The sequence below is a fragment of the Vibrio ziniensis genome (assembly GCF_011064285.1).
Lineage (GTDB): Bacteria > Pseudomonadota > Gammaproteobacteria > Enterobacterales > Vibrionaceae > Vibrio > Vibrio ziniensis.
Window position 1 is genome coordinate 431,889 of sequence record NZ_CP049331.1, and the last position, 26,160, is coordinate 458,048.

The 26,160-nt window shown below is 42.5% G+C and carries 24 protein-coding genes, 1 tRNA gene, 2 rRNA genes and 1 other RNA gene; 14 read left to right on the forward strand and 14 right to left on the reverse strand.

The genetic code is table 11. The features are described 5' to 3' along the window. The first annotated feature begins 53 nt into the window (after positions 1 to 53). The 3 genes from rrf (G5S32_RS02030) (at position 54) to rrf (G5S32_RS02040) (ending at position 458) form a co-directional block, all read left to right on the forward strand. Positions 54 to 169 (forward strand): 5S ribosomal RNA (rrf, locus tag G5S32_RS02030). Between the two features lie 63 nt (positions 170 to 232). Beyond that, a tRNA-Thr gene (locus G5S32_RS02035) sits at positions 233 to 308 on the forward strand. 34 nt (positions 309 to 342) lie between these two features. Further along, positions 343 to 458 (forward strand): 5S ribosomal RNA (gene rrf / locus G5S32_RS02040). Between the two features lie 228 nt (positions 459 to 686). On the opposite strand, the gene G5S32_RS02045 is transcribed toward rrf (G5S32_RS02040), so the two are convergent. From G5S32_RS02045 to leuA, 5 genes are all read right to left on the reverse strand, one after another. Next, the gene (locus G5S32_RS02045; protein ID WP_165310243.1) at positions 687 to 1,469 is read right to left on the reverse strand and encodes a DUF547 domain-containing protein; all 783 of its coding nucleotides are present in this window, start codon (positions 1,467 to 1,469) and stop codon (positions 687 to 689) included. A gap of 118 nt (positions 1,470 to 1,587) precedes the next feature. Beyond that, entirely contained in the window at positions 1,588 to 2,190 is a 603-nt protein-coding gene (leuD, locus tag G5S32_RS02050; protein ID WP_165310244.1) for a 3-isopropylmalate dehydratase small subunit, read from the reverse strand. Between the two features lie 17 nt (positions 2,191 to 2,207). After that, entirely contained in the window at positions 2,208 to 3,605 is a 1,398-nt protein-coding gene (gene leuC, locus G5S32_RS02055; RefSeq protein WP_165310245.1) for a 3-isopropylmalate dehydratase large subunit, read from the reverse strand. Positions 3,606 to 3,683: 78 nt separating this feature from the next. Beyond that, positions 3,684 to 4,775, reverse strand: a complete 1,092-nt coding sequence (leuB, locus tag G5S32_RS02060; RefSeq protein WP_165310246.1) for a 3-isopropylmalate dehydrogenase — start codon at positions 4,773 to 4,775, stop codon at positions 3,684 to 3,686. A gap of 136 nt (positions 4,776 to 4,911) precedes the next feature. Continuing rightward, the gene (gene leuA / locus G5S32_RS02065) at positions 4,912 to 6,465 is read right to left on the reverse strand and encodes a 2-isopropylmalate synthase (RefSeq protein ID WP_165310247.1); all 1,554 of its coding nucleotides are present in this window, start codon (positions 6,463 to 6,465) and stop codon (positions 4,912 to 4,914) included. 494 nt (positions 6,466 to 6,959) lie between these two features. On the opposite strand from leuA, the gene G5S32_RS02070 reads away from it, so the two are divergent. From G5S32_RS02070 to ilvN, 6 genes are all read left to right on the forward strand, one after another. Continuing rightward, positions 6,960 to 7,493, forward strand: a complete 534-nt coding sequence (locus G5S32_RS02070) for a phosphatase PAP2 family protein (RefSeq protein ID WP_165310248.1) — start codon at positions 6,960 to 6,962, stop codon at positions 7,491 to 7,493. Further along, positions 7,490 to 8,536 (forward strand): MJ1255/VC2487 family glycosyltransferase, encoded by a 1,047-nt coding sequence (locus G5S32_RS02075; RefSeq protein ID WP_165310249.1) that lies wholly within the window; start codon positions 7,490 to 7,492, stop codon positions 8,534 to 8,536. Before G5S32_RS02070 ends, G5S32_RS02075 begins: the two co-directional genes overlap by 4 nt. Before the next feature lie 382 nt (positions 8,537 to 8,918). Next, positions 8,919 to 9,878, forward strand: a complete 960-nt coding sequence (gene leuO, locus G5S32_RS02080) for a transcriptional regulator LeuO (protein WP_165310250.1) — start codon at positions 8,919 to 8,921, stop codon at positions 9,876 to 9,878. 196 nt (positions 9,879 to 10,074) lie between these two features. After that, positions 10,075 to 11,877, forward strand: coding sequence for an AMP-dependent synthetase/ligase (locus G5S32_RS02085; protein WP_165310251.1), 1,803 nt, complete (start codon positions 10,075 to 10,077; stop codon positions 11,875 to 11,877). A 413-nt stretch (positions 11,878 to 12,290) separates the two neighbouring features. Next, entirely contained in the window at positions 12,291 to 14,012 is a 1,722-nt protein-coding gene (locus G5S32_RS02090; protein WP_165310252.1) for an acetolactate synthase 3 large subunit, read from the forward strand. A 1-nt stretch (position 14,013) separates the two neighbouring features. Then, a complete protein-coding gene (gene ilvN / locus G5S32_RS02095; protein WP_165310253.1) occupies positions 14,014 to 14,508 on the forward strand; it encodes an acetolactate synthase small subunit in 495 nt (164 codons plus the stop codon). 116 nt (positions 14,509 to 14,624) lie between these two features. Here the strand turns inward: ilvN and serA are convergent, their stop codons facing one another. The 5 genes from serA to zapA all read right to left on the reverse strand — a co-directional run bounded on the left by serA (position 14,625) and on the right by zapA (position 18,044). Further along, complete coding sequence (gene serA, locus G5S32_RS02100) at positions 14,625 to 15,854, reverse strand: phosphoglycerate dehydrogenase (protein ID WP_165310254.1); 1,230 nt, start codon at positions 15,852 to 15,854, stop codon at positions 14,625 to 14,627. A 250-nt stretch (positions 15,855 to 16,104) separates the two neighbouring features. After that, the gene (rpiA, locus tag G5S32_RS02105) at positions 16,105 to 16,761 is read right to left on the reverse strand and encodes a ribose-5-phosphate isomerase RpiA (protein ID WP_165310255.1); all 657 of its coding nucleotides are present in this window, start codon (positions 16,759 to 16,761) and stop codon (positions 16,105 to 16,107) included. 184 nt (positions 16,762 to 16,945) lie between these two features. Continuing rightward, on the reverse strand, positions 16,946 to 17,530 hold the full coding sequence (locus tag G5S32_RS02110; protein WP_165310256.1) for a 5-formyltetrahydrofolate cyclo-ligase: 585 nt from the start codon (positions 17,528 to 17,530) through the stop codon (positions 16,946 to 16,948). 2 nt (positions 17,531 to 17,532) lie between these two features. Continuing rightward, positions 17,533 to 17,716: non-coding RNA, 6S RNA (gene ssrS, locus G5S32_RS02115), on the reverse strand. Positions 17,717 to 17,735: 19 nt separating this feature from the next. Next, positions 17,736 to 18,044, reverse strand: coding sequence for a cell division protein ZapA (gene zapA, locus G5S32_RS02120; RefSeq protein ID WP_165310257.1), 309 nt, complete (start codon positions 18,042 to 18,044; stop codon positions 17,736 to 17,738). 241 nt (positions 18,045 to 18,285) lie between these two features. Here zapA and G5S32_RS02125 point away from each other — a divergent pair, with 241 nt between their 5' ends. From G5S32_RS02125 to G5S32_RS02135, 3 genes are read left to right on the forward strand one after another with little or no spacing between them, the layout of a single operon-like run. Next, on the forward strand, positions 18,286 to 18,861 hold the full coding sequence (locus tag G5S32_RS02125) for a YecA/YgfB family protein (protein ID WP_165310258.1): 576 nt from the start codon (positions 18,286 to 18,288) through the stop codon (positions 18,859 to 18,861). A 56-nt stretch (positions 18,862 to 18,917) separates the two neighbouring features. Next, on the forward strand, positions 18,918 to 20,057 hold the full coding sequence (gene ubiH / locus G5S32_RS02130) for a 2-octaprenyl-6-methoxyphenyl hydroxylase (RefSeq protein WP_246201073.1): 1,140 nt from the start codon (positions 18,918 to 18,920) through the stop codon (positions 20,055 to 20,057). 11 nt (positions 20,058 to 20,068) lie between these two features. Further along, on the forward strand, positions 20,069 to 21,298 hold the full coding sequence (locus G5S32_RS02135) for an FAD-dependent 2-octaprenylphenol hydroxylase (RefSeq protein ID WP_165310260.1): 1,230 nt from the start codon (positions 20,069 to 20,071) through the stop codon (positions 21,296 to 21,298). A 117-nt stretch (positions 21,299 to 21,415) separates the two neighbouring features. On the opposite strand, the gene G5S32_RS02140 is transcribed toward G5S32_RS02135, so the two are convergent. The 3 genes from G5S32_RS02140 to ygfZ form a co-directional block, all read right to left on the reverse strand. Beyond that, positions 21,416 to 21,622 carry a DUF1107 domain-containing protein gene (locus G5S32_RS02140; protein WP_165310261.1) on the reverse strand — a complete coding sequence of 69 codons (207 nt, stop codon included), beginning with the start codon at positions 21,620 to 21,622 and terminating at the stop codon, positions 21,416 to 21,418. Positions 21,623 to 22,208: 586 nt separating this feature from the next. Next, positions 22,209 to 22,691: an aminoacyl-tRNA deacylase gene (locus G5S32_RS02145; RefSeq protein ID WP_165310262.1), complete on the reverse strand. Its 483-nt coding sequence runs from the start codon at positions 22,689 to 22,691 to the stop codon at positions 22,209 to 22,211. Beyond that, a complete protein-coding gene (gene ygfZ, locus G5S32_RS02150) occupies positions 22,681 to 23,649 on the reverse strand; it encodes a tRNA-modifying protein YgfZ (RefSeq protein WP_165310263.1) in 969 nt (322 codons plus the stop codon). Before ygfZ ends, G5S32_RS02145 begins: the two co-directional genes overlap by 11 nt. Positions 23,650 to 23,815: 166 nt before the next feature. On the opposite strand from ygfZ, the gene G5S32_RS02155 reads away from it, so the two are divergent. After that, positions 23,816 to 24,076, forward strand: a complete 261-nt coding sequence (locus tag G5S32_RS02155; protein ID WP_165310264.1) for an FAD assembly factor SdhE — start codon at positions 23,816 to 23,818, stop codon at positions 24,074 to 24,076. A gap of 52 nt (positions 24,077 to 24,128) precedes the next feature. Continuing rightward, a complete protein-coding gene (locus tag G5S32_RS02160; RefSeq protein ID WP_343033150.1) occupies positions 24,129 to 24,443 on the forward strand; it encodes a hypothetical protein in 315 nt (104 codons plus the stop codon). A gap of 41 nt (positions 24,444 to 24,484) precedes the next feature. Here G5S32_RS02160 and nadB read toward each other — a convergent pair whose 3' ends face one another. Further along, positions 24,485 to 26,098: an L-aspartate oxidase gene (gene nadB / locus G5S32_RS02165; RefSeq protein WP_165310266.1), complete on the reverse strand. Its 1,614-nt coding sequence runs from the start codon at positions 26,096 to 26,098 to the stop codon at positions 24,485 to 24,487. Between the last annotated feature and the right edge of the window lie 62 nt (positions 26,099 to 26,160).

Consider the following 26,160-nt stretch of genomic DNA (forward strand, 5'->3'; position numbering starts at 1 on the left):
ACAGAATTGAATGTGTAGAGAACACTAAACAGCTTTCCGAATTAAAGAATTTGCTTGGCGACCATAGCGATTTGGACCCACCTGATTCCATGCCGAACTCAGAAGTGAAACGAATTAGCGCCGATGGTAGTGTGGGGTCTCCCCATGTGAGAGTAGGACATCGCCAGGCTTTAATTTTATAGAAGAGCCTGTCTAAAGACAGGCTTTTTTAGTCTCAGAGACATAGTTTCTCGCTGATATGGCTCAGTCGGTAGAGCGCATCCTTGGTAAGGATGAGGTCCCCAGTTCGATTCTGGGTATCAGCACCACGTATTCGACACGCATATGCGGTCAAAAAATTTGCTTAGCGACCATAGCATTGTGGACCCACCTGATTCCATGCCGAACTCAGAAGTGAAACACAATAGCGCCGATGGTAGTGTGGGGTTTCCCCATGTGAGAGTAGGACATCGCTAGGCTTTATTTCCAAGCCCCTGTAGCTATACAGGGGCTTTTTCATATCTATATGTCAATTCAGTTATACCAATTTAACTATTAATCTGTTCACTATTAGACAATGAGCACCGAACGTAAACACGCACTAATTGTTTTTTTGAATAAGAACTCCATCCTTAGGGCTCCGCCAAGTCTTCTATAGTTTGAAGGGTTTTCAATGTCTATTTATTAGGGAAATAATGTGATTGGTATTATTTCTTCTCATTCAGTTTCCAGTCGTATTCATATTTTATATTCCCTTGATACTGGATTGCTTCAGAACGGTATTTATTCAGATGATCAAATAATCGTTTTTTGCTACCAAAATCTTCAGTAAACCAATCATAAATAGAAGAAAGGGTCAGATGACCATCTTGATACGAAACAGCCTTATGACTATTGATGAATTCATTGGCTGCTTTTTCTAACTGAGCTTCTGTATTTTCAGACGAAAATGCGTTTGGCTGTAGATTAGGGCACCCTAGACTCGCGCAATTAACCGCATAATGTGTTCGAGGGTCGCCCCAGATAGGTCTTAAAATTCGATGTTCTATATCATTGAGTGTGAGAGTTTTCCCTGACACGTTCATAACTTCCTCATTCCACGGACCAAAGCTTAACCAACTCCCAATTTTCGTGATAGAGGTTATTGGATAGTTATCGAGAATTAACTGTACCGTCAGGGCGTTATAGAGATTTATCCAATATGCATACTGCTCTTTTTTATTTAACTCTCTAGGGTCAGTCTGAGACATATCTGATAGGTATTCATCTAGCTTTTCTTTGTCAGCATCTGCGACATGAGCGTACTTAAATAAGGTGTATTCCCCCTGTGACACAAGGTATAGATCTAGGATTGTTTGCCATTTATGGTGAGGTACCGTTGTACTACTTTGTTCATTACTGACATTCCAATAAGGCCATAAATCCGATTTAGGAGCAGAAAATGAAATCGGTGAGATCAAAATAAGTGCAAATGCTAAGAGTCTTTTCATATACAGGATCGTTAAAGGGTATCTGAACAATTAGACCTTTATGAATGCTACTTTATTTCACTAAAAAAATTCATTCACAAAAAAAGGGCTGCTTTTCAGCAACCCTCTGTTTATTTCATTATTTTAAGAATGAAGGAATTTTAGCTTCATACTCTGCAATTTTAGCTTCGTGTTGCAAGGTCAAACCGATGTTATCCAGACCATTAAGTAGACAGTGGCGACGGAATTCATCAATTTCGAATCCATACACTTTACCGTTTGCTATCACCTGCATTTTTTCTAGATCAACGGTAACCTGTGCACCTTCGTTCGCCTGAACATATTGGAAAATTTCGTCAACTTCTTGCTCAGTTAAACGAACCGGAACCATTTGGTTGTTGATTGAGTTGCCATAAAAGATGTCTGCAAAGCTAGGAGCAATCATAACCTGAATGCCATAGTCAGCAAGTGCCCATGGAGCATGTTCTCGGGAAGAACCACAACCAAAGTTCTCACGCGCTAGTAGAATACTTGCACCTTTGTAACGTGGTTGGTTCATCACGAACTCTGGGTTTGGTTGTTCGCCAGCATCATCTAGGAAGCGCCAGTCATGAAATAGATGTTTACCAAAGCCAATGCGGTTTACTTTCTGCAGAAACTGTTTAGGAATGATTGCATCTGTGTCGACGTTCGCTGCATCAAGAGGAACAACTAAGCCTGTGTGTTGTTGAAAACCTGCCATTTATATTTCCTCTATCCTTAACTATTACGAATATCAACGAAGTGGCCAGCAATCGCTGCTGCTGCTGCCATCGCAGGGCTAACCAGATGTGTTCTGCCTCCGCGGCCTTGACGACCTTCGAAGTTGCGGTTTGACGTTGAAGCACAACGCTCACCAGCACCTAAACGGTCATTATTCATTGCCAGACACATAGAACATCCTGGTAGACGCCATTCAAAACCCGCATCGATAAAGACTTTATCTAAGCCTTCCGCTTCAGCCTGAGCTTTTACCTGTTCAGAGCCTGGTACGATCAATGCCTGAACATGTGACGCTACTTTTTTGCCTTTTGCCACTTCAGCTGCAGCTCGTATATCTTCAATACGTGAGTTGGTACAAGAGCCAACAAACACCTTATCTACTTTGTAATCAGAAAGCATTTTGCCACCTTCCAGTCCCATATAAGCCAGAGCTTTTTCAGCAGATAGGCGCTCAATAGGATCGCTGAAAGATTCTGGTAAAGGAATTGGCGTGTCTACAGCAATAACCTGACCTGGGTTTGTACCCCATGTCACTTGTGGGCGGATACTTGCAGCATCAAGAGTGACAACTGCGTCAAACTCTGCATCGTCATCAGTTTTTAGCGTTGACCAGTATTCAACAGCAGCATCCCAATCTGCACCTGTTGGCGCAAATTTACGGCCTTGGATGTAATCGAAAGTTGTTTGGTCTGGCGCGATTAATCCCGCTTTTGCACCAAGCTCGATTGCCATGTTACAAACCGTCATTCTGCCTTCCATTGAAAGATCGCGAATAGCTTCACCACAGAATTCAACTACGTAGCCTGTACCGCCAGCCGCTGTGGTTTTGCCGATAATGGCTAAAACGATGTCTTTTGCAGTAATACCTGGAGCTACTTTACCTTTGACTTCGATCTTCATGGTTTTTGCACGAGCTTGTTTTAGCGTTTGAGTAGCCATTACATGCTCAACTTCAGACGTACCGATACCAAATGCTAAAGAGCCAAATGCGCCGTGAGTTGCTGTGTGTGAATCGCCACAAACGATAGTCATACCCGGAAGGGTAATTCCTAGCTCTGGGCCCATGACGTGCACGATACCTTGGTACTTGTGATTAATGTCATAAAGGGTAACGCCAAAATCTTCACAGTTTTTAGCTAGTGTTTGCATTTGGATTCGAGCCATTTCGCCAGAAGCATTGATGTCCTTGGTCGTCGTTGAAACGTTGTGATCCATGGTTGCGAAAGTTTTGCTTACTTGACGCAATTTGCGTCCTTTTTCACGTAAGCCATCAAATGCTTGAGGTGATGTTACCTCATGAACTAAGTGACGATCGATGTATAAAATTGGGTTTTCGCCTTCAGCGGCAACTACAACGTGAGCGTTGTAGACTTTTTCATACAGTGTTTTGCCCATGTGTTTGCTTCCTTGTCTCGCTCTCCTTGATGAGCCAGTGGCTTGTAGTTAAACCACCGACCGGCGAGAGTTTAATTATTATGAATTAAGAATGTACTCAGCGATTTTGTCGCCCATTTGCGAAGTGGTTAATGCAGGTTTGCTACCTGATAGATCGGCAGTTAACTCGCCTGCCGATAACGCTTTACCCACGGCTGCTTCGATATCTTGTGCTGCTGTTTCTTCACCTAAACTGTAGCGAAGCATCAGTGCCGCTGAAAGAATCTGTGCAACTGGGTTAGCGATATTCTTACCTGCGATATCAGGAGCACTGCCGCCTGCAGGTTCGTACAAACCAAATTTGCTTTCATTCATACTTGCAGAAGGAAGCATACCCATTGAGCCAGTAATCATTGCACATTCATCAGAAAGAATATCACCGAAAATATTTGAACATAGCATTACGTCAAACTGAGATGGATCTTTGATCAACTGCATGGTCGCGTTATCAATGTACATATGGGATAACTCAACATCTGGGTAATTTTTAGCAATTTCTGTTACAACTTCACGCCATAGAATAGAGCTTTGAAGTACGTTGGCTTTGTCGATAGAACATACTTTCTTACGACGTAGACGAGCAGATTCAAAAGCGATTTTTGCAATACGCTCGATTTCAAAACGGTGATAAACCTCAGTGTCGAACGCCTTCTCGTTAGCGCCTTCACCTTCACGGCCTTTTGGTTGGCCGAAATAAATACCACCAGTTAACTCACGCACAACGACAATATTAAAACCGCGATCAGAAATGTCAGCACGTAAAGGAGAGAATGCTTCTAGTCCTTTGTGTATTTGTGCTGGTCGTAAGTTACAAAACAGTTGGAAATGTTTACGTAGTGGTAGAAGGGCGCCACGTTCAGGTTGCTCATTGGGTGGAAGATGTTCCCATTTTGGACCACCGACAGAACCGAAAAGAACGGCATCGGATTCTTCACAAGCGCTTAATGTACTTTCCGGAAGTGGACAGCCATGGTTATCAATCGCAATACCACCCACGTCATGTTCTTCACGCACGAAAGTTAACTTGTGTTTTTGTTCGATAGCATCAAGTACTTTGTGTGCCTGTTGCATTACTTCTGGGCCAATGCCATCACCTGGTAGTACGGCAATCTTATACGTTTTGTCTGTCATGCGAGTCCTTCACTAATTTTGATAGTATTCGTTCAATGTTGTGTGTGCTGAATAATTTTTCCTACTTGAAGTTACAACGGGAATGAGTTCATTCGCTTATCTGCTGTAACTCCAAGTCGTTTGGATGGAATGTTACTTAAACACCAGCAATAATTTTTTTCTTCTGTTTAATTTCTTCAATTTGATTTGCGCGATGGATGCTGTTGATTACATGCAATAGCGCTTGGCCAGAGGCTTCAACAATATCAGTTGATACGCCTGTACCGTGGTATTTACGTCCTTTGTAATTGGCAATGATGTCTGCTTGACCTAGGCCGTCCTCACCTTCGCCTTTCGCAGTTAGGTCGAACTTGTCTAGAACAATGTCGTAGCCAGTCAAACGGTAGATACATTGGTATAGAGCATCTACTGGACCATTACCAACTGCTGCTTCACATTTCTCTTGGTCACCACAAAGCATTTTGACGCTGGTTGTAGCCATAACACTACCAGATTGTACGCTTAGATAGTTCAACTTGTAGTAATCATCTTCATCACGAAGATTAGAGAAGTGCATTAATGCTTCCAAATCATAGTCGAATACTTGGCCTTTACGGTCGGCAAGTTTCAAGAAGTCTTCATATAGCGCGTCTAGATTGTATTCGTTTTCGTTGTAACCCATCGCTTCCATATGGCTCTTCACCGCAGCACGACCACTACGGCTTGTTAGGTTCAGTGCTTGGTTTTTCAAGCCAATGGACTCTGGCGTCATAATTTCGTAGGTATTCTTGTTCTTTAACATACCATCTTGGTGAATACCTGATGAGTGACTGAATGCATTCGCACCGACGATGGCTTTGTTGCTCTGAATCGGCATGTTACAAAGCTGGCTTATTAATTTGCTAGTACGGTGAATTTCTTCATGTTTAATGCCAGTGTGAACACCCAACAACTCTTGACGAGTTTTGATGATCATCGCGATTTCTTCTAGTGCACAGTTACCTGCACGTTCACCGATACCATTGATGGTACCTTCAATTTGACGAGCGCCTGCTTGAACTGCTGCAATAGAGTTCGCCACAGACATGCCCAAGTCATCATGACAGTGAACAGATATGATGGCTTTATCAATGTTTGGCACGCGGTTAAATAGGGTTTGAATGATACCACCAAACTCGTTTGGTACTGTGTAACCCACAGTATCAGGAATGTTGATGGTACGTGCACCAGCATTAATTGCTGCTTCAACCATACGGCATAGATTGTCGATTGGTGTACGCCCCGCATCTTCACAAGAAAATTCAACGTCGTCTGTATATTGGCGAGCGTGTTTCACCGCTTTAACCGCCATCTCAACTACATCGTCATAGCTACGGCGAAGTTTGTCCTGAACGTGAATGGTTGATGTTGCTAAGAATGTGTGGATACGGAACTGCTCAGCAACTTTTAATGCTTCCGCAGCAGCATCGATGTCTTTCACAACGGCACGTGAAAGAGCACAAATACGGCTATTTTTGATGTGTTTCGCGATAGTTTGTACAGACTCGAAATCACCCGGTGAGGAAACAGGGAAGCCCGCTTCGATCACATCAACACCTAAGCGTTCTAGTGCGTAAGCGATTTGCAGCTTCTCTTTAACCGTAAGGCTTGCTGACAACGCCTGTTCACCGTCGCGCAAAGTTGTATCGAATATGATGACCTGATCGTTCATGTTTGCTTCCTTCCTCGAAGAGTTAATCGTTTACTTCCTGAATTTAGTTATAAAAAAACCCGCATCTGATGCGGGTTCTTGTAAATCTGTTGTGGTGTCTTTCGTCCACTCATTACCCGCGCGATTGATTCACGATAAGGAGCAGGTTCAGGAGCAGAGAAGAACGAATTGTCATTATTAACATCCACAAAATTTAATTAACAGATTAGTACCGTACTCAATCGAACTCGTCAACCCTAAAGTTGTTTTTTTATTCATATCGGAGCAGATATCCCGTCAACAAGGCCAAAATTAACAGCTTGCTATGAATAATACATTCTCTAATGTAACCAAACTGATCGGAAATATAAGCCTATGGTAAAAATATCGGATAACTACGGATAACTGTCATCCATTTACAAACAAACAGTCATGGATTTGCAATCTAATGCTTTTAGCTTGGTGGTAGGAACATTTCTATTTGAAACATTTCCAATGGAAAATAGGGGTATGCCATGAAAACTATCAAGCCCATCGCAAAGATCGATTTAGCGTTTTCGATGCTTTGTTTGCAGCATAGGTTTAATCAACCCGTTGCGAGAATCAGTAAAGCAATTTCTCATACTGGAGATGGTCACTTATACGCACTTTTCGGAGCGTTAGCTTGGGCTATCGGAGGTAGTCACGGATCGAATTTTTTGTCTGCCGGTTTAGTGGCATTCGCCATCGAATTACCGATTTATTGGCTGCTAAAAAACAGTTTTCAGCGCCGTCGTCCACAAGAACTCTCTCCAGTATTAACCGCATTTATTACGCCATCTGATCGCTACAGTCTCCCCTCAGGACACACCACGGCAGCGTTTGTGATGGCAACGCTGATTGGTCATTTTTATCCAGATTGTTATAGCGTTGCCTTCATGTGGGCAGCGTTAATCGGTAGTGCCAGAATTTTGCTCGGAGTGCATTTTTTAACGGATGTGATTATTGGGGCGATTCTTGGCGCTAGCTGCGCAACGATTTCTATGCAGTTACTGGGGGTAAATGTTTGAAGATTTTGTATGGTGTTCAAGGTACTGGAAATGGACACATTGCCCGTGCTCGCGCAATGTGTGAGTCATTTAAACATACAGATGCGAAAGTCGATTTTTTATTTTCTGGTAGAGAAAGCGATAAGTTTTTCTCTATGGATAATTTTGGCGATTATCAAACTCGTCGTGGTTTAACGTTCGTGTTTGATAAAGGTAGAGTGGACTATCTCCAAACAGCACTGAATAACAATCCACTGCAATTATTGAAAGAAATTCGTCAGTTGGATTTATCTGGATATGATCTTATTTTGAATGATTTTGAGCCAGTATCTGCTTGGGCTGCCAAACGTCAAAAGAAGGAAGTGATCGGCATTAGCCATCAGAATGCATTCCGCTATCAGGTGCCACTCAAAGGCGCTAGCTGGCTTGATAAGCAGATTATGCAGCGCTTTGCGCCAGCAAATTATAACCTTGGTCTGCATTGGTACCATTTTGATCAACCGATACTCCCTCCAATTGTTCCTAGCATGACGCAAGACATGCTCAATCAATATTTCATTTTGGTATATTTGCCATTTGAAGATGTAGATCAGGTGTGTGAGCTGCTATTCCGATTTGTGAACAAATCTTTCATCTGCTATCACCCAAAGATCACTGAGCCTGAAATGGTGGAAAACGTTGAATTAAGACCTTTGTGCCACAGCAGTTTCCAATATCATCTTCATCGCTGTGATGGTGTGATTGCCAATGGTGGATTTGAACTTCCTTCAGAAGCGCTGTCACTGGGTAAGAAATTGTTGCTTAAACCTTTAATCGGACAGTTTGAACAACAAAGTAATGTAGCAACATTGGAAACCTTAGGTTTAGCATCTGCGATGGACTTCTTGGACGCTTCAGCAGTGAGTAAATGGTTAGATGAAAAACAAGCTGAGCGAGTCGTTTACCCAAATGTTGCTCAAGCGATTGTTGAGTGGATATTGCAAGGAAATTGGTCTAATCAACAAGATTTGTGTAAAGAGTTGTGGCAACAAGTCGATTTTCCAAGCTATGCATCAGTTAATTGATAAACGCTTAAATTAATTTAAATGAAAATGCAGCTTATTAGCTGCAATTTTTATTTTATCGTGCAATTTTGTTTTCAAAATATTTAATTTAAATATAGTTAATATCTATACTTTTATATTCATTTACTCACTTTCTCATTTCATTATTTTTATTTTTAGAGCGGTAATAGTGCTGATAACACTAGTATCTTGTAGGTCTATTCCTCTTTTTGTTGTCAATAAATCTGACTTTTCCTTGGTGCTATTGCTATTCGGCAAACGAATGAATCATAGTTAACGCAAGTTGGAAATATCCAAACAACCAATATTAAAAGTGTAGGTTATCTATTTGCTGAAGAATGTTTGATATTTGATTGAGTAAATGAATTTAGAGGTATAGCGAATGTTAGATAAAAACGGCGGCATGGGTGCCATTTCTAGTTATCGTATGGAAAGTGTATTACGTGGTGTCGATTTAAACTTATTGACGGTTTTTGATGCAGTAATGCAAGAGCAAAATATTACTCGTGCAGCGCATAACCTTGGCATGTCACAGCCAGCCGTGAGCAATGCAGTAGCTCGTCTTAAAGTGATGTTTAATGACGAACTATTCATGCGTCAAGGTCGTGGTATTCAGCCAACTCAGCGTGCTCGTCAACTATTTGGTCCTGTTCGCCAGGCTCTCCAGCTAATTCGTAATGAATTACCAAGCTCTGTATTTGCGCCAGAAACATCGAGTCGTTTGTTTAAACTTGCTATTTGTAGCCCGTGTGACATTCGTTTTGCGCCAAAGATCATGGAAACTATCCATGAAATTGCACCAAGCATTCAGTTACATCTAGATGCTGAATTTGATCGTATGCTAGCTGAGCGTATGCGTTATCAAGATACCGACTTTGTGATTGACTACGCTCATTTCGATGGACAGGGCTTCTCAAGTACTGAGCTTTTCCAAGATGAATTGGTGGTTGTCGCGGCTAAATCTCATCCTCGCATTCAAGGCGGTATCACTCGTGATGAACTAATGCAAGAAAAGCATGCTAAGCTATCAAGAATTCATGGCCAACGTAGTTTTGCTGAGCAGGCATATCAGGATCTTTACTGTTCTTCTAGCTACGAAGGTACCAGTCTAAGCAATGTCTTATACGTGGTTGGTCAGTCGGAACTTATCACTGTTGCTCCTCGTTGGATCGTAGAAAACGTAGCTAATACAGATATGTTACAAATCTTAGACTTCCCGTTTGATAATGCCAAAATCAGTGGTTACTTAAGCTGGCACGAGTCTAGCGAAAAAGACCGCGGTCACATATGGTTACGTGATCAACTTATGATGATTTGTCGTGAAGTGATTACTCGTAAATAAGCGTTTTTTAGTCGAAACAATGTAAAACGGGACGTTAAGTAAAAGCCTTGGGATGGGGAACCAACTCAAGGCTTTTTTATTGCTTTTTACGTCTAAAATTATCCATAAGTTTGATGTTTGTCAGTTGCCTTTTGTCGTTCAAACGGTACACTTGTGCGCTCAATTAAGCTTACAGGTGTAAGCTATAGGTAGATAGATGACTAATTTAGATTTTCATATCGTTAAACGTATTCGTGAGCAAATCTCTCACAACGGCGATCGTAGTGCCCTGAAACACAAAGTAGGGGATGCATGGAAAAGCATTAGTTGGACGCAATTTGGACAGCAAATGGATGCGTTGTCATTCGCGTTACTCTCACAACAAATTGGTGTGCAGGACAAGATTGGTATCTTTTCCAACAATATTCCTCAATGGACTATTACGGATTTTGCCACGCTGCAATTAAGAGCAGTAACTGTGCCTATCTATCCGACCAATACAGCGGAGCAGTCTGCCTACATCTTACAAAATGCGGATGTCAAAATTTTATTCGTTGGCGAGCAGCCACAATATGACATCGCTTTAAGTATCTTTGAACAGTGCGAACAGCTTCAGTTAATCGTCGCTATGGACGAAAATATCGATCTGAAAAGTTTTGAAAACGCGACTCATTGGTCTCAGTTTGTAGCAATGGGAGATGAGTCTAGCCGTGATGAACTAAACGTTCGTTTGTCGCAGGCCAATTTTGAAGATCTAGTTACGTTAATCTATACCTCGGGCACTACTGGCCAGCCAAAGGGTGTAATGTTGGATTACCGTAATATCGGTTCACAGTTAGAGGGACACGATCAGCGTCTTAACTTAAGCAAAGACGATGTTTCGTTATGTTTCCTACCTCTTTCTCACGTTTTTGAACGAGCGTGGACCTTCTATGTGCTTTATAAAGGTGCGACCAACTGCTATCTGCACGATGTCTCTTATGTACGTGATGCGTTAGGTGAAGTGCGTCCGACAGTGATGTGTGCGGTTCCTCGTTTCTATGAAAAGATTTTCTCAGCTATCCACGAAAAAGTGGCTAGAGCCTCTTTCATTCGCAAGGTTATGTTTACATGGTCTGTGAACATGGGAGCGAAGATGGCGGTATGCCATCAAGAACACCGCAAGCCATCTTGGTTATTAACTCAATGTCACGGTATTGCTGATAAAGCAGTGTTATCTAAACTTCGTCGGTTACTCGGTGGACGAATTAACTTTATGCCTTGTGGCGGTGCGAAGCTCGATGAGACGATCGGCCGTTTCTTCCACGCGATGGGTATAAATGTGAAGCTTGGCTATGGCATGACAGAAACGACAGCAACGGTTTCTTGCTGGGATGATAAATGCTTTAACCCAGACTCTATTGGTCTGTCTATGCCGGGTGCTCAAGTTAAAATTGGCGAAAACAATGAAATTTTGGTTCGCGGTCCAATGGTGATGCGCGGCTACTACAAAATGCCAGAAGAAACAGCGAATACATTTGATGAGCACGGTTTCTTAAAAACCGGTGATGCTGGGCACATTGACGAACACGGCAACCTGTTTATTACCGACCGAATCAAAGAGCTGATGAAAACATCGGGCGGTAAATACATCGCGCCTCAGGTAATTGAGGGCACTATTGGTAAAGACCATTTCATTGAACAAATCGCGGTCATCGCAGATACCCGTAAATTTGTCTCGGCGTTGATTGTTCCTTGTTTTGATGCGTTAGAAGAACATGCTAAAGAGCTGAACATCAAATATCACGATCGCTTAGAGCTGTTAAAAAATAGTGAAGTGATTGAGATGTTTGAAAAACGTATCAATGAACTTCAGCATGGTTTAGCTAAATTCGAACAGGTGAAAAAATTCAAACTGTTACCGAAAGCATTCTCGATGGATGAAGGTGAGTTAACACCAACACAGAAGCTGCGTCGTAAGGTGATTGACACTCGCTATCAAGATGAAATCGAAGAGATGTATCAGGATAAGAAAAAGTAGTTTCTAGCTACTGATTAAAAAAATCAATCCCCAGTGAGATTCTCTCTTACTGGGGATTTTTTATATGTGGAAATTTGGGGCGGTGATGCCTGATTATTTTTATTGGTAGTAAAATTTTGTACCGTTTTTTATTGTCATAATAAAACTATTATCTGAATTGAAAGGTGAGAATAACCGTTGATACTTGTTGAATAAGATTCTGCAATATATCAGCAAAAAACAATCAATTTGGTGGTTAGACCTAATGCTAAGAAAGGGTTAAAGTTGTTGTGTTACCTCAGCTTTTGTTATGACAAAAGCGGGACATAGCTGAAAGCGGACAGTTTTCGAATTAGGCTACGAATAAGCCCTAGACTATGTAAAACCAGACCTATTGACCGACCGTGTGAATCGGATTCTGGTAAGGAGAAAATATGGCAATGTTATCCGGCGCAGAGATGGTCGTTCAGTCTCTTATCGAAGAAGGCGTAGAACAAATTTTTGGCTACCCAGGTGGTTCAGTTCTTGATATCTACGACGCCCTCCATGAAAAAACCGAAAAAATAAAGCATGTTCTTGTTCGTCACGAGCAAGCTGCAACACACATGGCTGACGGCTATGCACGAGCAACGGGTAAACCGGGTGTGGTGCTAGTGTGCTCTGGTCCTGGTGCTACAAACACCGTAACAGGTATTGCAACAGCTTACATGGACTCGATCCCTATGATCGTAATTTCAGGTAACGTAGCAACGAACTTGATCGGTAATGATGCTTTCCAAGAGTGTGACATCGTTGGTGTATCTCGCCCGATCGTAAAACACAGTTTCTTGGTAAAGAAAGCAGAAGATATTCCTGAAACGATCAAAAAAGCATTTTACATTGCTTCGACAGGCCGACCTGGTCCAGTGGTTATTGATCTACCAAAAGATGTAATGAACCCACAGATCAAGCTTCCATACCATTATCCTGAATCGATCAAAATGCGTTCTTACAACCCAACGACTTCCGGTCATAAAGGGCAAATCAAGAAAGCATTAAAAGCACTACTCGAAGCAAAAAAACCTGTGCTTTATGTCGGTGGTGGTGCGTCTATCTCTGGTGCTCATGAGCAAGTACGTCAACTTGCAGAAAAACTGAACTTACCAGTGGTGAGTACCTTGATGGGATTGGGGGTATTCCCTGGTACCCATAAAAATGCATTGGGCATGCTAGGTATGCATGGCGTGTACGAAGCAAACATGGCAATGCATAACTCGGATCTGATCTTTGGTATCGGTGTTCGTTTTGATGATCGAACTACCAACAATCTAGAGAAATATTGTCCGGATGCGAAGATAATGCACATCGATATCGACCCATCGTCTATCTCCAAAAACGTAAAAGTAGATCTGCCAATTGTTGGCTCTGCGGATCAAGTATTGGAGACAATGCTTCAACTGCTTGGTGAACAAGACTGTGCTAATGATGCTGAAGCTATTGATGCATGGTGGAGCGAAATTCAAGTGTGGCGTGATCGCAAATGTTTGTCTTATGAGACATCAAGTGAACGCATTAAGCCGCAACAAGTTATTGAAACCTTATTTAAACTGACCAATGGTGATGCTTATGTGGCATCGGATGTTGGTCAGCACCAGATGTTTGCTGCGCTTTACTACCCATTTAATAAACCACGTCGTTGGATTAACTCAGGTGGTTTGGGAACGATGGGCTTTGGTTTGCCTGCTGGTATGGGCGTTAAATTTGCTATGCCACAGGAAGAAGTCGTGGTTGTAACGGGTGATGGTAGTATCCAGATGAATATTCAGGAACTGTCAACAGCGTTGCAGTACGACATTCCAGTGAAAATCATCAACCTGAACAACCGTTTCCTAGGTATGGTGAAACAGTGGCAAGACATTATTTATCAAGGGCGACACTCTAACTCCTACATGAGTTCAGTACCTGATTTTGCAGCGATTGCTGAGGCGTATGGTCACGTTGGTATTCGTATCAACACGCCTGATGAGCTAGAGGCAGGATTGCAAAAAGCACTAGATATGAAAGACCGATTGGTTTTTGTCGATATCAATGTAGATGAAACTGAACACGTGTACCCAATGCAAATTAAAGGCGAGGGTATGGATAAAATGTGGTTGAGCAAAACGGAGAGAACCTAAGATGAGACACATTATTTCAGTATTGATGGAAAACCAACCTGGTGCTTTGTCTCGCGTAGTTGGTCTGTTTTCTCAACGTGGTTACAACATTGAGAGCTTGAACGTATCACCAACAGACGATGGTACTTTGTCCCGTTTGAACCTGACTACGACATCCACAGAAATGCAGCTTGAGCAAATTCAAAAACAACTGCATAAGTTAATTGATGTGCTTAAAGTGCAGGAAGTGACAGAGGCCGACCACATAGAACGTGAGCTGATGTTGATTAAAGTGAAAGCAACGGGTTTTGCTCGCACTGAAGTTAATCGCACAACAGATATTTTCCGTGGGCAAATCGTGGATGTCACGGCATCTCAATATACGGTTCAACTTGCTGGAACTAGCGAGAAGCTTGATGCATTTATTCAGGCAATGGCTGAAGTGACAGAAGTGGTTGAAGTAGCACGTAGTGGCGTTGTTGGTATCGCACGAGGTGAGCGCGCACTTCGCAGCTAATCATTTCTGGAACTAGAAACTCGATTAAACAAAAAAACCAGCCAATTGGCTGGTTTTTTGTTTTCTATTACTTAACCACCAACGTCAGTTGATGGTTAGTTTTAATTACTAAAGGATTAGTGAAGGATACGTGCGCGAATAGTACCTTCGATACCTTTTAGTTTGTCTAGGGCTTCTAGTGAACGTTCTGCTTCCACATCAATTACTACATAACCAATGTTTGCCGTAGTTTGTAGATACTGAGCTGCGATGTTGATGCCATCCGATGCAAAAATGGTGTTAATTTGCGTCAAAATACCTGGGCGGTTTTCGTGAATGTGCAATAGACGTGAACATTGACGATGCTCTGGTAGAGAAACTTCAGGGAAGTTTACGCTTGAAAGCGTAGAACCGTTATCTGAATATTTCGCAAGTTTACCCGCAACTTCGATACCGATGTTCTCTTGTGCTTCTTGCGTTGAACCACCGACGTGAGGAGTTAGGATCACGTTATCGAATTTCATTAGCGGAGATTCAAATGCTTCTTTGTTTGAACCTGGTTCTGTTGGGAATACGTCAATCGCAGCCCCCGCTAAATGACCAGATTCCATAGCGTCACATAGAGCTGGAATATCAACCACAGTACCGCGAGCCGCGTTAATGAAAATTGAACCAGGCTTCATGCGATCAAATTCTGCTTTGCCCATCATATTCTTAGTTTCTGGTGTTTCGGGAACATGAAGAGAAATAACATCACATTTGTTGAGTAGCTCGCTCATGGTATGAACTTGAGTGGCATTACCTAGCGATAGCTTGTTTTCTATATCGTAGAAGTAAACACGCATACCCAAGTTTTCTGCAATAATACCTAGCTGAGTACCGATGTGACCGTAGCCGATGATACCAAGAGCTTTACCACGAGCTTCGTATGAGTGATCCGCGCTCTTCTTCCAAATACCACGATGAGCCAGTGCGTTCTTCTCAGGAATTCCACGTAGTAGAAGTAGAATTTCACCTAGAACAAGTTCTGCAACACTACGAGTGTTCGAGAAAGGTGCGTTGAACACTGGAACCCCACGAACTGCTGCCGCATCAAGATCTACTTGGTTTGTACCAATACAGAAACAGCCAATTGCTACCAGTTTATCTGCAGCGTTAATCACTTTTTCGGTCAGGTTGGTACGTGAACGAATACCAATAAAATGAACATCTTTGATCGCTTCAATCAGTTCATCTTCTTCTAGCGAACCTTTATGGTATTCGATGTTGGTGTAGCCAGCAGCTTGTAGAACTTCTACCGATGATGGGTGAAGTCCTTCAAGAAGTAGTATCTTAATTTTTTCTTTTTCCAGTGAAACTTTGGCCATTATTCTCGTCCTTAAAATGGAAAGGGAGGGCTGATGTGTTAAACATCAAGCGAACTACACAATTCTTAATCTATATTTAAAAAGCAAACGTTTTCGTTGCGTTTGTTCTGACCACTAAGTTATCAAATTTTTTTGTGATTGGGTAAGAAAATTACGGAATAAGGCATAATTTTCTTAGTGAAAAAGCAACAAAAACGGCACCCTAGGTGCCGTTTGTAATCAAATAACGAAAAATGTGTGTTTTTCAGAATTATTCTTCGATTTTTGCGCCTGCAGGAGTGCCTGTGATCACCACATCTGCTCCGCTGATAGCAAACAGACCGTTGGTCACGACACCAGCAATACCATTGATTTTTGCTTCTAGATCTTTCGCGTGAGTAATATGTAGTCCGTGAACGTCAAGAATCACGTTACCGTTATCGGTCACAACACCTTGACGGTAAACCGGATCGCCACCAAGTTTAACCAGTTCGCGAGCAACGTATGAACGTGCCATCGGGATAACTTCAACTGGAAGTGGGAATGTGCCTAATACGTCAACGGCTTTCGTATCGTCAACGATACAAACAAATTTTTCGGCAATTGCTGCAACGATTTTTTCACGAGTAAGTGCCGCGCCGCCACCTTTGATCATCTCACGTTGTGCGTTGATTTCATCGGCACCATCAACATAAATGTCTAGGCTCATAACATCGTTACAATCGAAAACTTCAATGCCTAAGCCTTTGAGTTTTTCTGTTGAAGCAATAGAGCTTGATACTGCGCCTTTAATATCATCTTTGATTGAACCCAAAGCATCGATGAAGTGATTCACTGTTGAACCAGTACCAACGCCGACAATGCTGCCTTTCTCTACGTATTTTAGTGCAGCCCAACCGGCAGCTTTTTTCATTTCATCTTGAGTCATGCCCATCTCCTGAGACGATTTTTGCGAAAACTTGATTTCTAAGTGAAAGCTGTATGTTTTGTATAAACGTTAGCGTGCGCGGGATTATATACGCAAAAGATTGAGAGATGTACTTCGGTTTCTGAATAATTGAAGTTAGCGTCACTTCAGTGATATTTGGCTCAGTAGGCGTTAAATAGGGCGATTACCACTGCCAAATTTGACTGGGGGTAACGATTTTCGGCAAAGGCACATCCCATTCTTCTGTTGGTAACTCTTCCACCTGTTGGCAGTCATGAGCCAAGCCAATAGGTGAAGCGCCTTTAGCCGTTTTGAACCAAGGTTCTAAGGTTCGATCATAATAACCGCCACCCATACCTAATCGATGTCCATAAGAATCAAAAGCCACTAAGGGAGTACAAATAAGATCGAGCTCTTTGACTGGGCAAACAAGAGTTTGGTTTAGTTTAGGTTCGAGGATACCAAACTTATTGTAGGTCATTGGTGTATCTGGTTGATAGTGCAGAAACAGCAAATGCCCCGCCGCGAAAGGGTGTAATACTGGTAAGTAGACACTTTTACCTTGTGACCAAAGCCATTCGATTAACGGTTGGGTATCTAACTCCCCATCCGTTGAGAGATAAAGAGCGATCCGCTGGCACGTTTGCATTTCAGGAAGAGTCGAGAAACGCTGGATAAGATCTTGGCTTGCCTGAAACTGAACATCACTGGCAAGTTGGTTGCGTTTATTACGAATAAGTGTTCTTAATTCTTGTCGTGAATACAACATTAGGGAACCCCAGAGTGCCGTTGTAGATTGTGGCCCTTGAACCAGCGAGTTCAAGGCGGATCAGCAATGGTAGCCGTAGGCTTCTCGGTACGAGCCAAGCTTGCTCAATAGCTACTAAGTACTAATCCTTGGGTATTGCTTATCGGCTCGGGGACTTAAATCCACTGACAAACACCCCAGGGTAAATACTTTGGATGGTGAACGTTTAGCTACGTTCCAGTGTTACCTTATTGAGAGCTTCTTCTAGAGAAACGGTGAGCTTTTCCATGCGTTCACTGATTTCTTGCTGCTGACCATTATTTTGCTGCTGATACGTATGTAATTCATAGCAAATGTTCAGTGCCGCGATAGTTAACAACTTCAATTCATTAGTCACTTTTGTGCGGTCAGCCATTTCTTTTAATCGTCGGTCAAGATCTTGGGCTGCATTTATCAGAGAGTCTTCCTGACCCGCTGGGCAATTTACCCTTGTCACTTTACCTAAAATTTCAACGTCAACCGCTTGATTACTCATGATAAATGAACTCTATTCATATCGCCAAAGATGATACTTCTCAAGTGACCATCGTGGAGGAAACTATAGGTAAAGCGCTCTCAAGATTCAAGCTTTTCCCGATTATCTATTAAAAATGAGGAACGAAAACTCAGTTCTTAGTCAATTTGCATAAAAGCTAGCCATAATTAGCAACTTGAGCGTTTTCGCATGATTGCTGAAGTGATAGGATTAGGCTTATTTTTCTGAATATGAGTCCTTTATGAGCGACATTACTTTTCCAACTTACGATATTTTATCTGGCGAGTTGAAATCAGCATCGTTAGGAGTAAACCCTGCTGAATTGCATGGTTTATTAACTGGTATGTTAGCTGGTGGATTAAGTTTGAAAAATGACAGCTGGCAGCCTCTTATTTTTGATTATACCAACGACGGTATGGGGTGGCCGGTTAAAACGCTTGAATTGGCGAAACAGTTATTAGCGGCAACGAATGCTGAGCTCACCGACACCAGTATGGAGCTGAGTCTTGTACTTCCTATTGGTGAAGGTGCAGAAGCTCTGTTTGATTTTGCTGATGGCGTAGCAGACTGGGTAAACCACTTTATTTCGGGCCTAGGATTGGCGGGCGCAGCAATAAATAAAGCCTCTTCCGATGCAAAAGAAGCATTAGAAGATCTCGAAGAAATTACCAAATTAGGCATCGATGAAGATGATGATTTGGAAGAGCAAGCACAGCTTTTAGAGCAGGTTTTAGAACATGTGAAAGCTTGTGTTCTACTTCTGCACGCCGAGTTAGGTATTAAGCCTGAGCAAGATAAAGCGCCGACAATTCATTAAGGTCAGGGATCGTGAGCCAAGTAAAATCGTTTGATGTGATTATTGCTGGTGGTGCTATGGCTGGAGCGACACTAGCTTTGGCATTGCATCAATTGAGTGAAGGTCGTGTGTCTGTTGCGGTCGTTGAACCTTTCCAAGTTGATCATCAGCAACATCCGGGTTTTGATGCGCGTTCGATAGCTCTGTCTTATGGAACCATTCAAATCCTGAAACGTTTTGGACTTTGGCGTGCTCTTCAATCCGTTGCCACGCCAATTAACCATATTCATGTGTCTGACCGCTATCATGCTGGAATGACTGATATCACCAAACAAGAAGTGGGTGTTGATGCATTAGGATATGTGGTGGAATTAGCTGATGTCGGAAGAATTTTTTCAGAAAAAATGGCAAACACTGCCAGTATTACTCTATTTTGTCCGCAAAGTATTCAACACGTAGCGAGAGACATCAATAAAGTCACAGCGGTTTTGTCTAGCGGTGAACAAATAGAAGCTAAGCTATTAGTAGCGGCTGATGGCGCTGTTTCGACATGTTGTGAACAAGTGGGGCTGTCGCTGCAAGAACACGATTTTGAACAAGTTGCTATCATTGCGAATGTTGTCGCTGTCGAAGATCACCAAGGTCGAGCTTTTGAACGATTTACCTCTCATGGCCCCATTGCTTTGTTGCCAATGAGTGATAATCGAATGTCCTTGGTCTGGTGTTTACCACCGGATAAAGCTGAAATCGTAATGGCTTATGATGACAATGCTTTTCTCAATCAATTACAGTCTGAATTTGGTTGGCGTTTAGGGAAATTAGTAAAAACGGGTGCAAGAAGTGCGTATCCGTTAGTATTAAGATACCGAAAACAAAACATTTCGCACCGCTTTGCCATTGTGGGGAATGCAGCACAATCGCTTCATCCTATTGCTGGGCAAGGGTTTAACTTAGGCATACGTGATGTCGCCAGTTTGGCGGAAGAGATTGTCCACTCTGAGGATGTGGGAAGTTATAGACTTCTAACAAAGTTTAGTCATAGACGTGACGACGACAGAGCGGCAACAATTACGTTAACTTCCAGTCTGGTTCATCTGTTTTCAAATGACTGGCTAGCTCTGCGTATTGGAAGAAATTTAGGATTAGCAGCGATGGATAATATTCCGATGCTAAAAACGCCGCTGCTACGCCGCACCTTAGGTGTGGTTAATCGATAGGGTACTCGAATATGATGCGAAGTGTAGATATTGCAATCGTTGGTGGCGGAATGGTTGGTCTTGCCTTGGCGGCAGCATTTAAGCATACCGATTTAAGAATTGCAGTTATTGAAGGGAAACTTCCTCATGAAGGATTAGGACAACAACCTGATACCCGAGTGTCTGCTTTAAGCCGTTCTAGTGAAGTGATTCTGAGAAATTTAGGGGCGTGGCATGGCATAACTATGCGGCGAGCAGCCCCTTATCAAGCTATGGAAGTATGGGAGCAGGACAGTTTTGCTCGCATCGAATTTGACGCAAACAGTCTGACGCAACCCGATTTAGGTCATATTGTTGAAAACCGAGTCATTCAGTTGTCATTACTTGAGCAAGTGAAACTGCAAGACAACGTTTCTCTCTTTATGCCGGCTAGTTGCGAAAAGTTGGCGATTGGTGAAAGTGAAGCATGGCTGACTCTCAATAATGGGCAAACACTCACCGCCAAGTTAGTAGTCGGTGCTGACGGAGCTAACTCTTGGGTCCGTAAACAGCAAGATATCCCTCTAACACATTGGGACTATGGGCACAGTGCTGTAGTGGCAAATATCCACACAAATAAACCACACCAGCAAGTCGCACGCCAGATATTTACCCCAATGGGTCCTTTGGCTTTTTTGCCTCTTAGCGATCCGCACATGAGTTCCATTGTTTGGTCTACGGATCCAAACCGTGCTGAACAATTGGTGGCTATGGGCGATAGCGAGTTTAATAAAACGTTGACAGCGGAGTTTGATTCGAGACTTGGACTGTGTAAGGTTATTAGCGAACGTAGTGCTTTCCCACTCAAGATGCGTTATGCACGAGATTTTGTTGCGGAGAGAGTCGCGTTGGTTGGCGATGCTGCACATACCATTCACCCGCTTGCTGGGCAAGGCGTCAATCTTGGATTCCTTGATGCTGCTAGTTTAGCTCAAGAAGTGATTGAGCTTTGGAAGCAAGGAGAGGACATTGGTAGTAAACGCAATTTGCGTAATTACGAGCGTTGGCGTAAAGCTGAGGCGGCAAAAATGATTGCTGCTATGCAAGGATTTAAAGACTTATTCGATGGTAACAATCCGGCTAAAAAACTGATTCGCGGTATTGGTATGCGTTTAGCTGGTCAATTACCTGGCGCGAAAGATGAAATTATGAAGCGGGCTTTAGGGTTGAAAGGTAATTTACCTGATTTAGCGAAAGCGAATAATGCGCAGCCTATGATCTAAAAAACACGGGATATAAATCTATCAGAGAGTTGGATAGTCATGTTCGAAATGTAAAAGGGTTGGCAATTGCCAACCCTTTATTCATTCAATAAAAATCGGTTTAACTAGACGTGATGTTTAAGCGTACGCACAACGTAATTTTTTGATTTCTAGATTTACTTCTTTCACGGTCTGAAAATGTCTATGTTCAGCTCTCTCTGGCAAAATCAACTTACCATTATCAAATTCAAACGTTCCAACTCCGTAGATATAAATTCTTCCTTTGAAAAGACGACTAACATGTTTAGCAATCATTCCTGGCATATAGCGCTTAAACAGTCTCATACTTCGATCCTTACGTTGTTCAGCACCTTAAGTATATTAAAACCCGCATAAAGTAAGTGTGATTCAATTAGTGCTTTATGCAGTTTTCGCTGACATATTTATATTAATGTGTGGTTCTATGCAAAAAATTAGATAAATATCCTAATTAGTGTGACCAAAGCCTCAAATGAAAACTAGCTATGGAACTCATCGTTTTCTGGCGCATTTATTGAGCCAGATGAATATGACACTTTTAAGAATAGTCCTATTTACATTTTTTTGTTCAATATAAATGCGAAATACATGCCAGCTTTCCGTAAAAAGTGCCCGCAAAGACTACGCGGGCAAAAGTCACAGATGCATTACACAAAAAGTGGATGTCCTGAAACAATCAGTGGATTCACTTTTTTGTTGGTGAAGGCCCAAAATCTTCGTTTATGAAGAGCCAGAATCACACTTCTGAATGAGCTTTAACCAACGATTGGAGATTACTTTAAAATTTGATGAATGACTATTTATTGATCTTGAATGAGTAAAAATTCAGTTGGTGATTTTTATTTGTGTGATGTTAATCACTGTTGATTGTAATGTGTTGCATCAATTTAGGTCATTCTTCGCGCTGAATGTGTGCAAAGGTTGGTTGGATGAGCTTAATCAGGTCTTGCGTTTGAAGAGCGATACCTGCCATTGAAGAGCCACTACTTATAGTAACAATGGGGTGTTGTAAAATTTGATGGTCAAAAATAATCGGCATCGGTGTTTTAAGCAAAAGAGGTGTCACGGTTCCTATCTGGTATCCGGTAATGGTTTCGACATCTTTCATATTTACGCACGTCATGCGTCGCCATTGGAGGAGTGAGCGAACTCTTTTGGGATCGACACTTTTATCGCCGGGAGTACAAGCCAAAGCGAGTTGCCCTCCCATGTCTCTGAGCAATATGCACTTGACCATTTGACTTGGGGAAATACCACGCTGACTTGCAGCGTCTTCAATGGTTGTTGCGGGTGTTTGATGATGCAGCAAGTGAAAATCCACTTGCTGATCATTTAAGTATAGAGTGAGCTTGGTCTCGTGAACTTTATTGGTCATCACTTAATGAATAAGGAAGTGCTTCGATTGTCCAGCGGGTATTAGGTTGGGAAGTTAACCTAAGTTCAGTGTCTTCTTCTAAATTGTTCGGTAGTACAACTAAACCAATGGTAGTGTTATCTGCGAAAGTGTAGTGGATCATTAGCTGACCAGCTGAACGCCAGTTCTCACCAACAGAACGCTCCAGCTGCACAACGTCTTCAAGTGGTGATTCAATATTGCCTTTAACAATGTACATCGCACGCTTGTTAATACCGCGATATTTTGCACGTGCTACAGTTTCCTGGCCGGTATAGCAACCTTTGTTAAAGCTGATACCATTTAGTGCCTGTACGTTTACTGCCTGAGGAATGTGCTCGTTTTGTTCAGCTTGAGTCACAACTGGGTAAGCTTGCTCAATCTCAAATCGAGTCCACAGTGATTCGTCAACTTTTGTTGCTTCAATAGTATTAACGAGCTCAACTGCTTGTTCGCTATTTACAAGTAACAACCAACGTTGAGAGTCAATTTTTACTGCCGTGCCACCTTCAATGCTGCGTACATCACCTTGTGTCTGAGTATGAGAATCTATCCAAGATTGAGCTTGAGCACCCATTAAACCTAAAGTGATGTCACTGCAATGAGTTAATTCTGCTTTAGAGAAAATGGCGTATTTCTTTAGTTCTCGTAGTTCTGCTTCGATAGCTGAAAGCGGTTGGAACATCGCATAGCCACCATTGTGATGGAAGATACGAAATACAGACCATACTTTACCTTTTGCGTCGCAATGTGCGCCAAAAGTCATTTGTTGGGCTTCCAGAGATACGACGTTACAGGTAACTTGTCCTTGTAAGTAAGACTTGGCGTCGTTACCCACAATTTGAATAGTGCCCCAAGATGCTAGATGAGTGAGCATCAGCTCAGGTAAAACGTCATCAGCATTTATGTTTAGGGGAGAAAAAGTGTTTTTCCAATCCATGATACTCACCATAGTGAACGATATTCAACTATGGTAATCCGGATAAGTTTTTTTGTCAGCTTGATTGGGACTGTGATTGAGACCCTAGTTGATTTATCCGTCTGTTGGTAGACTTAGCCAAAATAACGGTTTGTTAGCCAGAATAACTATAAAGAGAGAAAGGTAGATGTATAGCGCTGAAGAAAAAGCTCGAATTAAATGGGCATGTCGTCGTGGTATGTTGGAACTGGACGTTGTCATTATGCCATTTTTTGAAGAGTGTTTTGAGTCTTTAACTGAATCTGAGCAGAAGGATTTTGTGTCTTTGTTAGAATGTGATGACCCTGATTTGTTTACTTGGATTATGGGACATGGTCGCTCTGAAAATTTGGGGCATGCCGCCATCGTAGATCAAATTGTCGCTCATAACCTCAGCAAAGTTCGTTAAACTAGAACTTCGCTTTTCCTATACTGCCCTGGCATTAGCTACCATTTTATTTGTGGTGTTGATATGGGCAGTCATTGCGTCACCCATACCACTTGTCGCTTCTGCTTATCTGCTACGAATCATAATGTCGCGTCCATTAACCACCTTCCTGACAGATGCTTTATACGGAGAAGTAGAGTTTGGTTTTTATGGTTCATTTAAAGCGAATAATCAAGTGCAAGCCTTTCAGTCTGTAGCCTTTCTTCACTCTTTTGCATTTTTATCATTTCACTCTAAGAGAAAACACTGGCTTTTGTGGAGAGATAGTTGCGATGAAGAGACATATCGACAACTATTGGTGAGGCTGAAACTAAAACAGGAGCTTTAGCTCCTGTTTTGTTATGCCGATATTGTTCTTTCGGTAAAGGTCTATTTCATAGGCGAAAGAATAGTCGGACCACTGTTCTCAAGTTGCTCTGGGTAATCCAGTGTGTAATGCAAGCCACGACTTTCTTTACGCTGCATAGCACAACGAACCATCAGTTCTGCCACCTGTAGAAGGTTACGTAACTCAAGCAAATTATTGGAAACACGGAAGTTACTGTAATATTCCTGTGTTTCTTGCTGTAGCAACTGGATACGGCGCAATGCTCGCTCTAAACGTTTGTCTGTGCGTACAATTCCCATGTAATCCCACATGAATAGTCGCAGTTCATGCCAGTTATGTTGGATGACGACTTCTTCATCAGAGCTAGTCACTTGGCTTTCATCCCACACTGGAACCGATGGTGGCATGTCGACATTTTTGACATGCTTTACAATATCTTTCGCTGCAGACCATGCATAAACTACACACTCTAATAGTGAATTAGACGCCATACGGTTTGCACCATGCAGACCGGTGTAGCTTACTTCACCTATGGCATAAAGATGCTTAAGATCGGTTTTGCCTCGTTGGTCTACTATCACGCCACCACAGGTGTAGTGTGCGGCAGGTACAATTGGGATTGGTTCTTTGGTGATATCAATACCCAAATCCATTAATCGGCGGTAGATGGTCGGGAAGTGTTTCTCGATGAAATCTGCAGGTTTATGGCTGATATCAAGATACATACAATCTGCGCCTAAACGCTTCATTTCAAAGTCGATAGCACGAGCAACCACATCACGTGGAGCCAACTCAGCACGTTCATCGAAATCAAGCATAAAACGTGAACCGTCTGGACGGCGAAGGTATGCGCCTTCACCACGTAGTGCTTCTGTTAGCAGGAAGTTACGAGCTTCTGGGTGATATAAACATGTCGGATGGAATTGGTTAAACTCAAGGTTTGCGACACGACAGCCAGCACGCCAAGCAATCGCAATACCGTCACCCGACGAGACATCCGGGTTCGATGTATATTGATAAACTTTAGAAGAGCCACCTGTTGCTAGCACTACATATTTCGCACGAATCGCTTCGACGTGTTCTTCGTTACGGTTCCAGACATAAGCGCCAATGACTTTGTTTTTATCTCCACCGACTTTATCTTCCGTAATCAGATCTAACGCGTTATAACGTTCAAAAATAGAAATGTTTGGATGATTATGAGCGTTGTCTTGCAATGAGGTCTGCATTGCCATGCCCGTAGCATCTGCTGCATGCAGAATACGACGGTGGCTGTGGCCTCCTTCACGAGTTAGGTGGTAGCGAGGGCTATCGTCACCATCATCGCTGTCTTCTTCTTTATCGAAAGGTACGCCGCCATCAATCAGCCATTGCACACACTCTTTGGCATGTTCAGCGATAAAGCGAACGGTCTTTTCTTCACAAATGCCAGCGCCAGCAATCAACGTATCTTCAACATGAGAATCAATACTGTCAGATTCATCGAATACAGCCGCTATGCCACCTTGAGCGTAGAAAGTTGCACCTTCACTGCGCGGTCCTTTACTCAGCACGATGACTTTGCAATGTTTTGCGATGCGCAAAGCTAACGACAAGCCTGCGGCACCGCTCCCTACCACTAATACATCACATTGATGCTCTCGGTTTTCGTTCATAAAACTTTTAAATTCCCGAACCATAGTAGAATCGAACTACAGTAGAATCGTCCTACTCTATG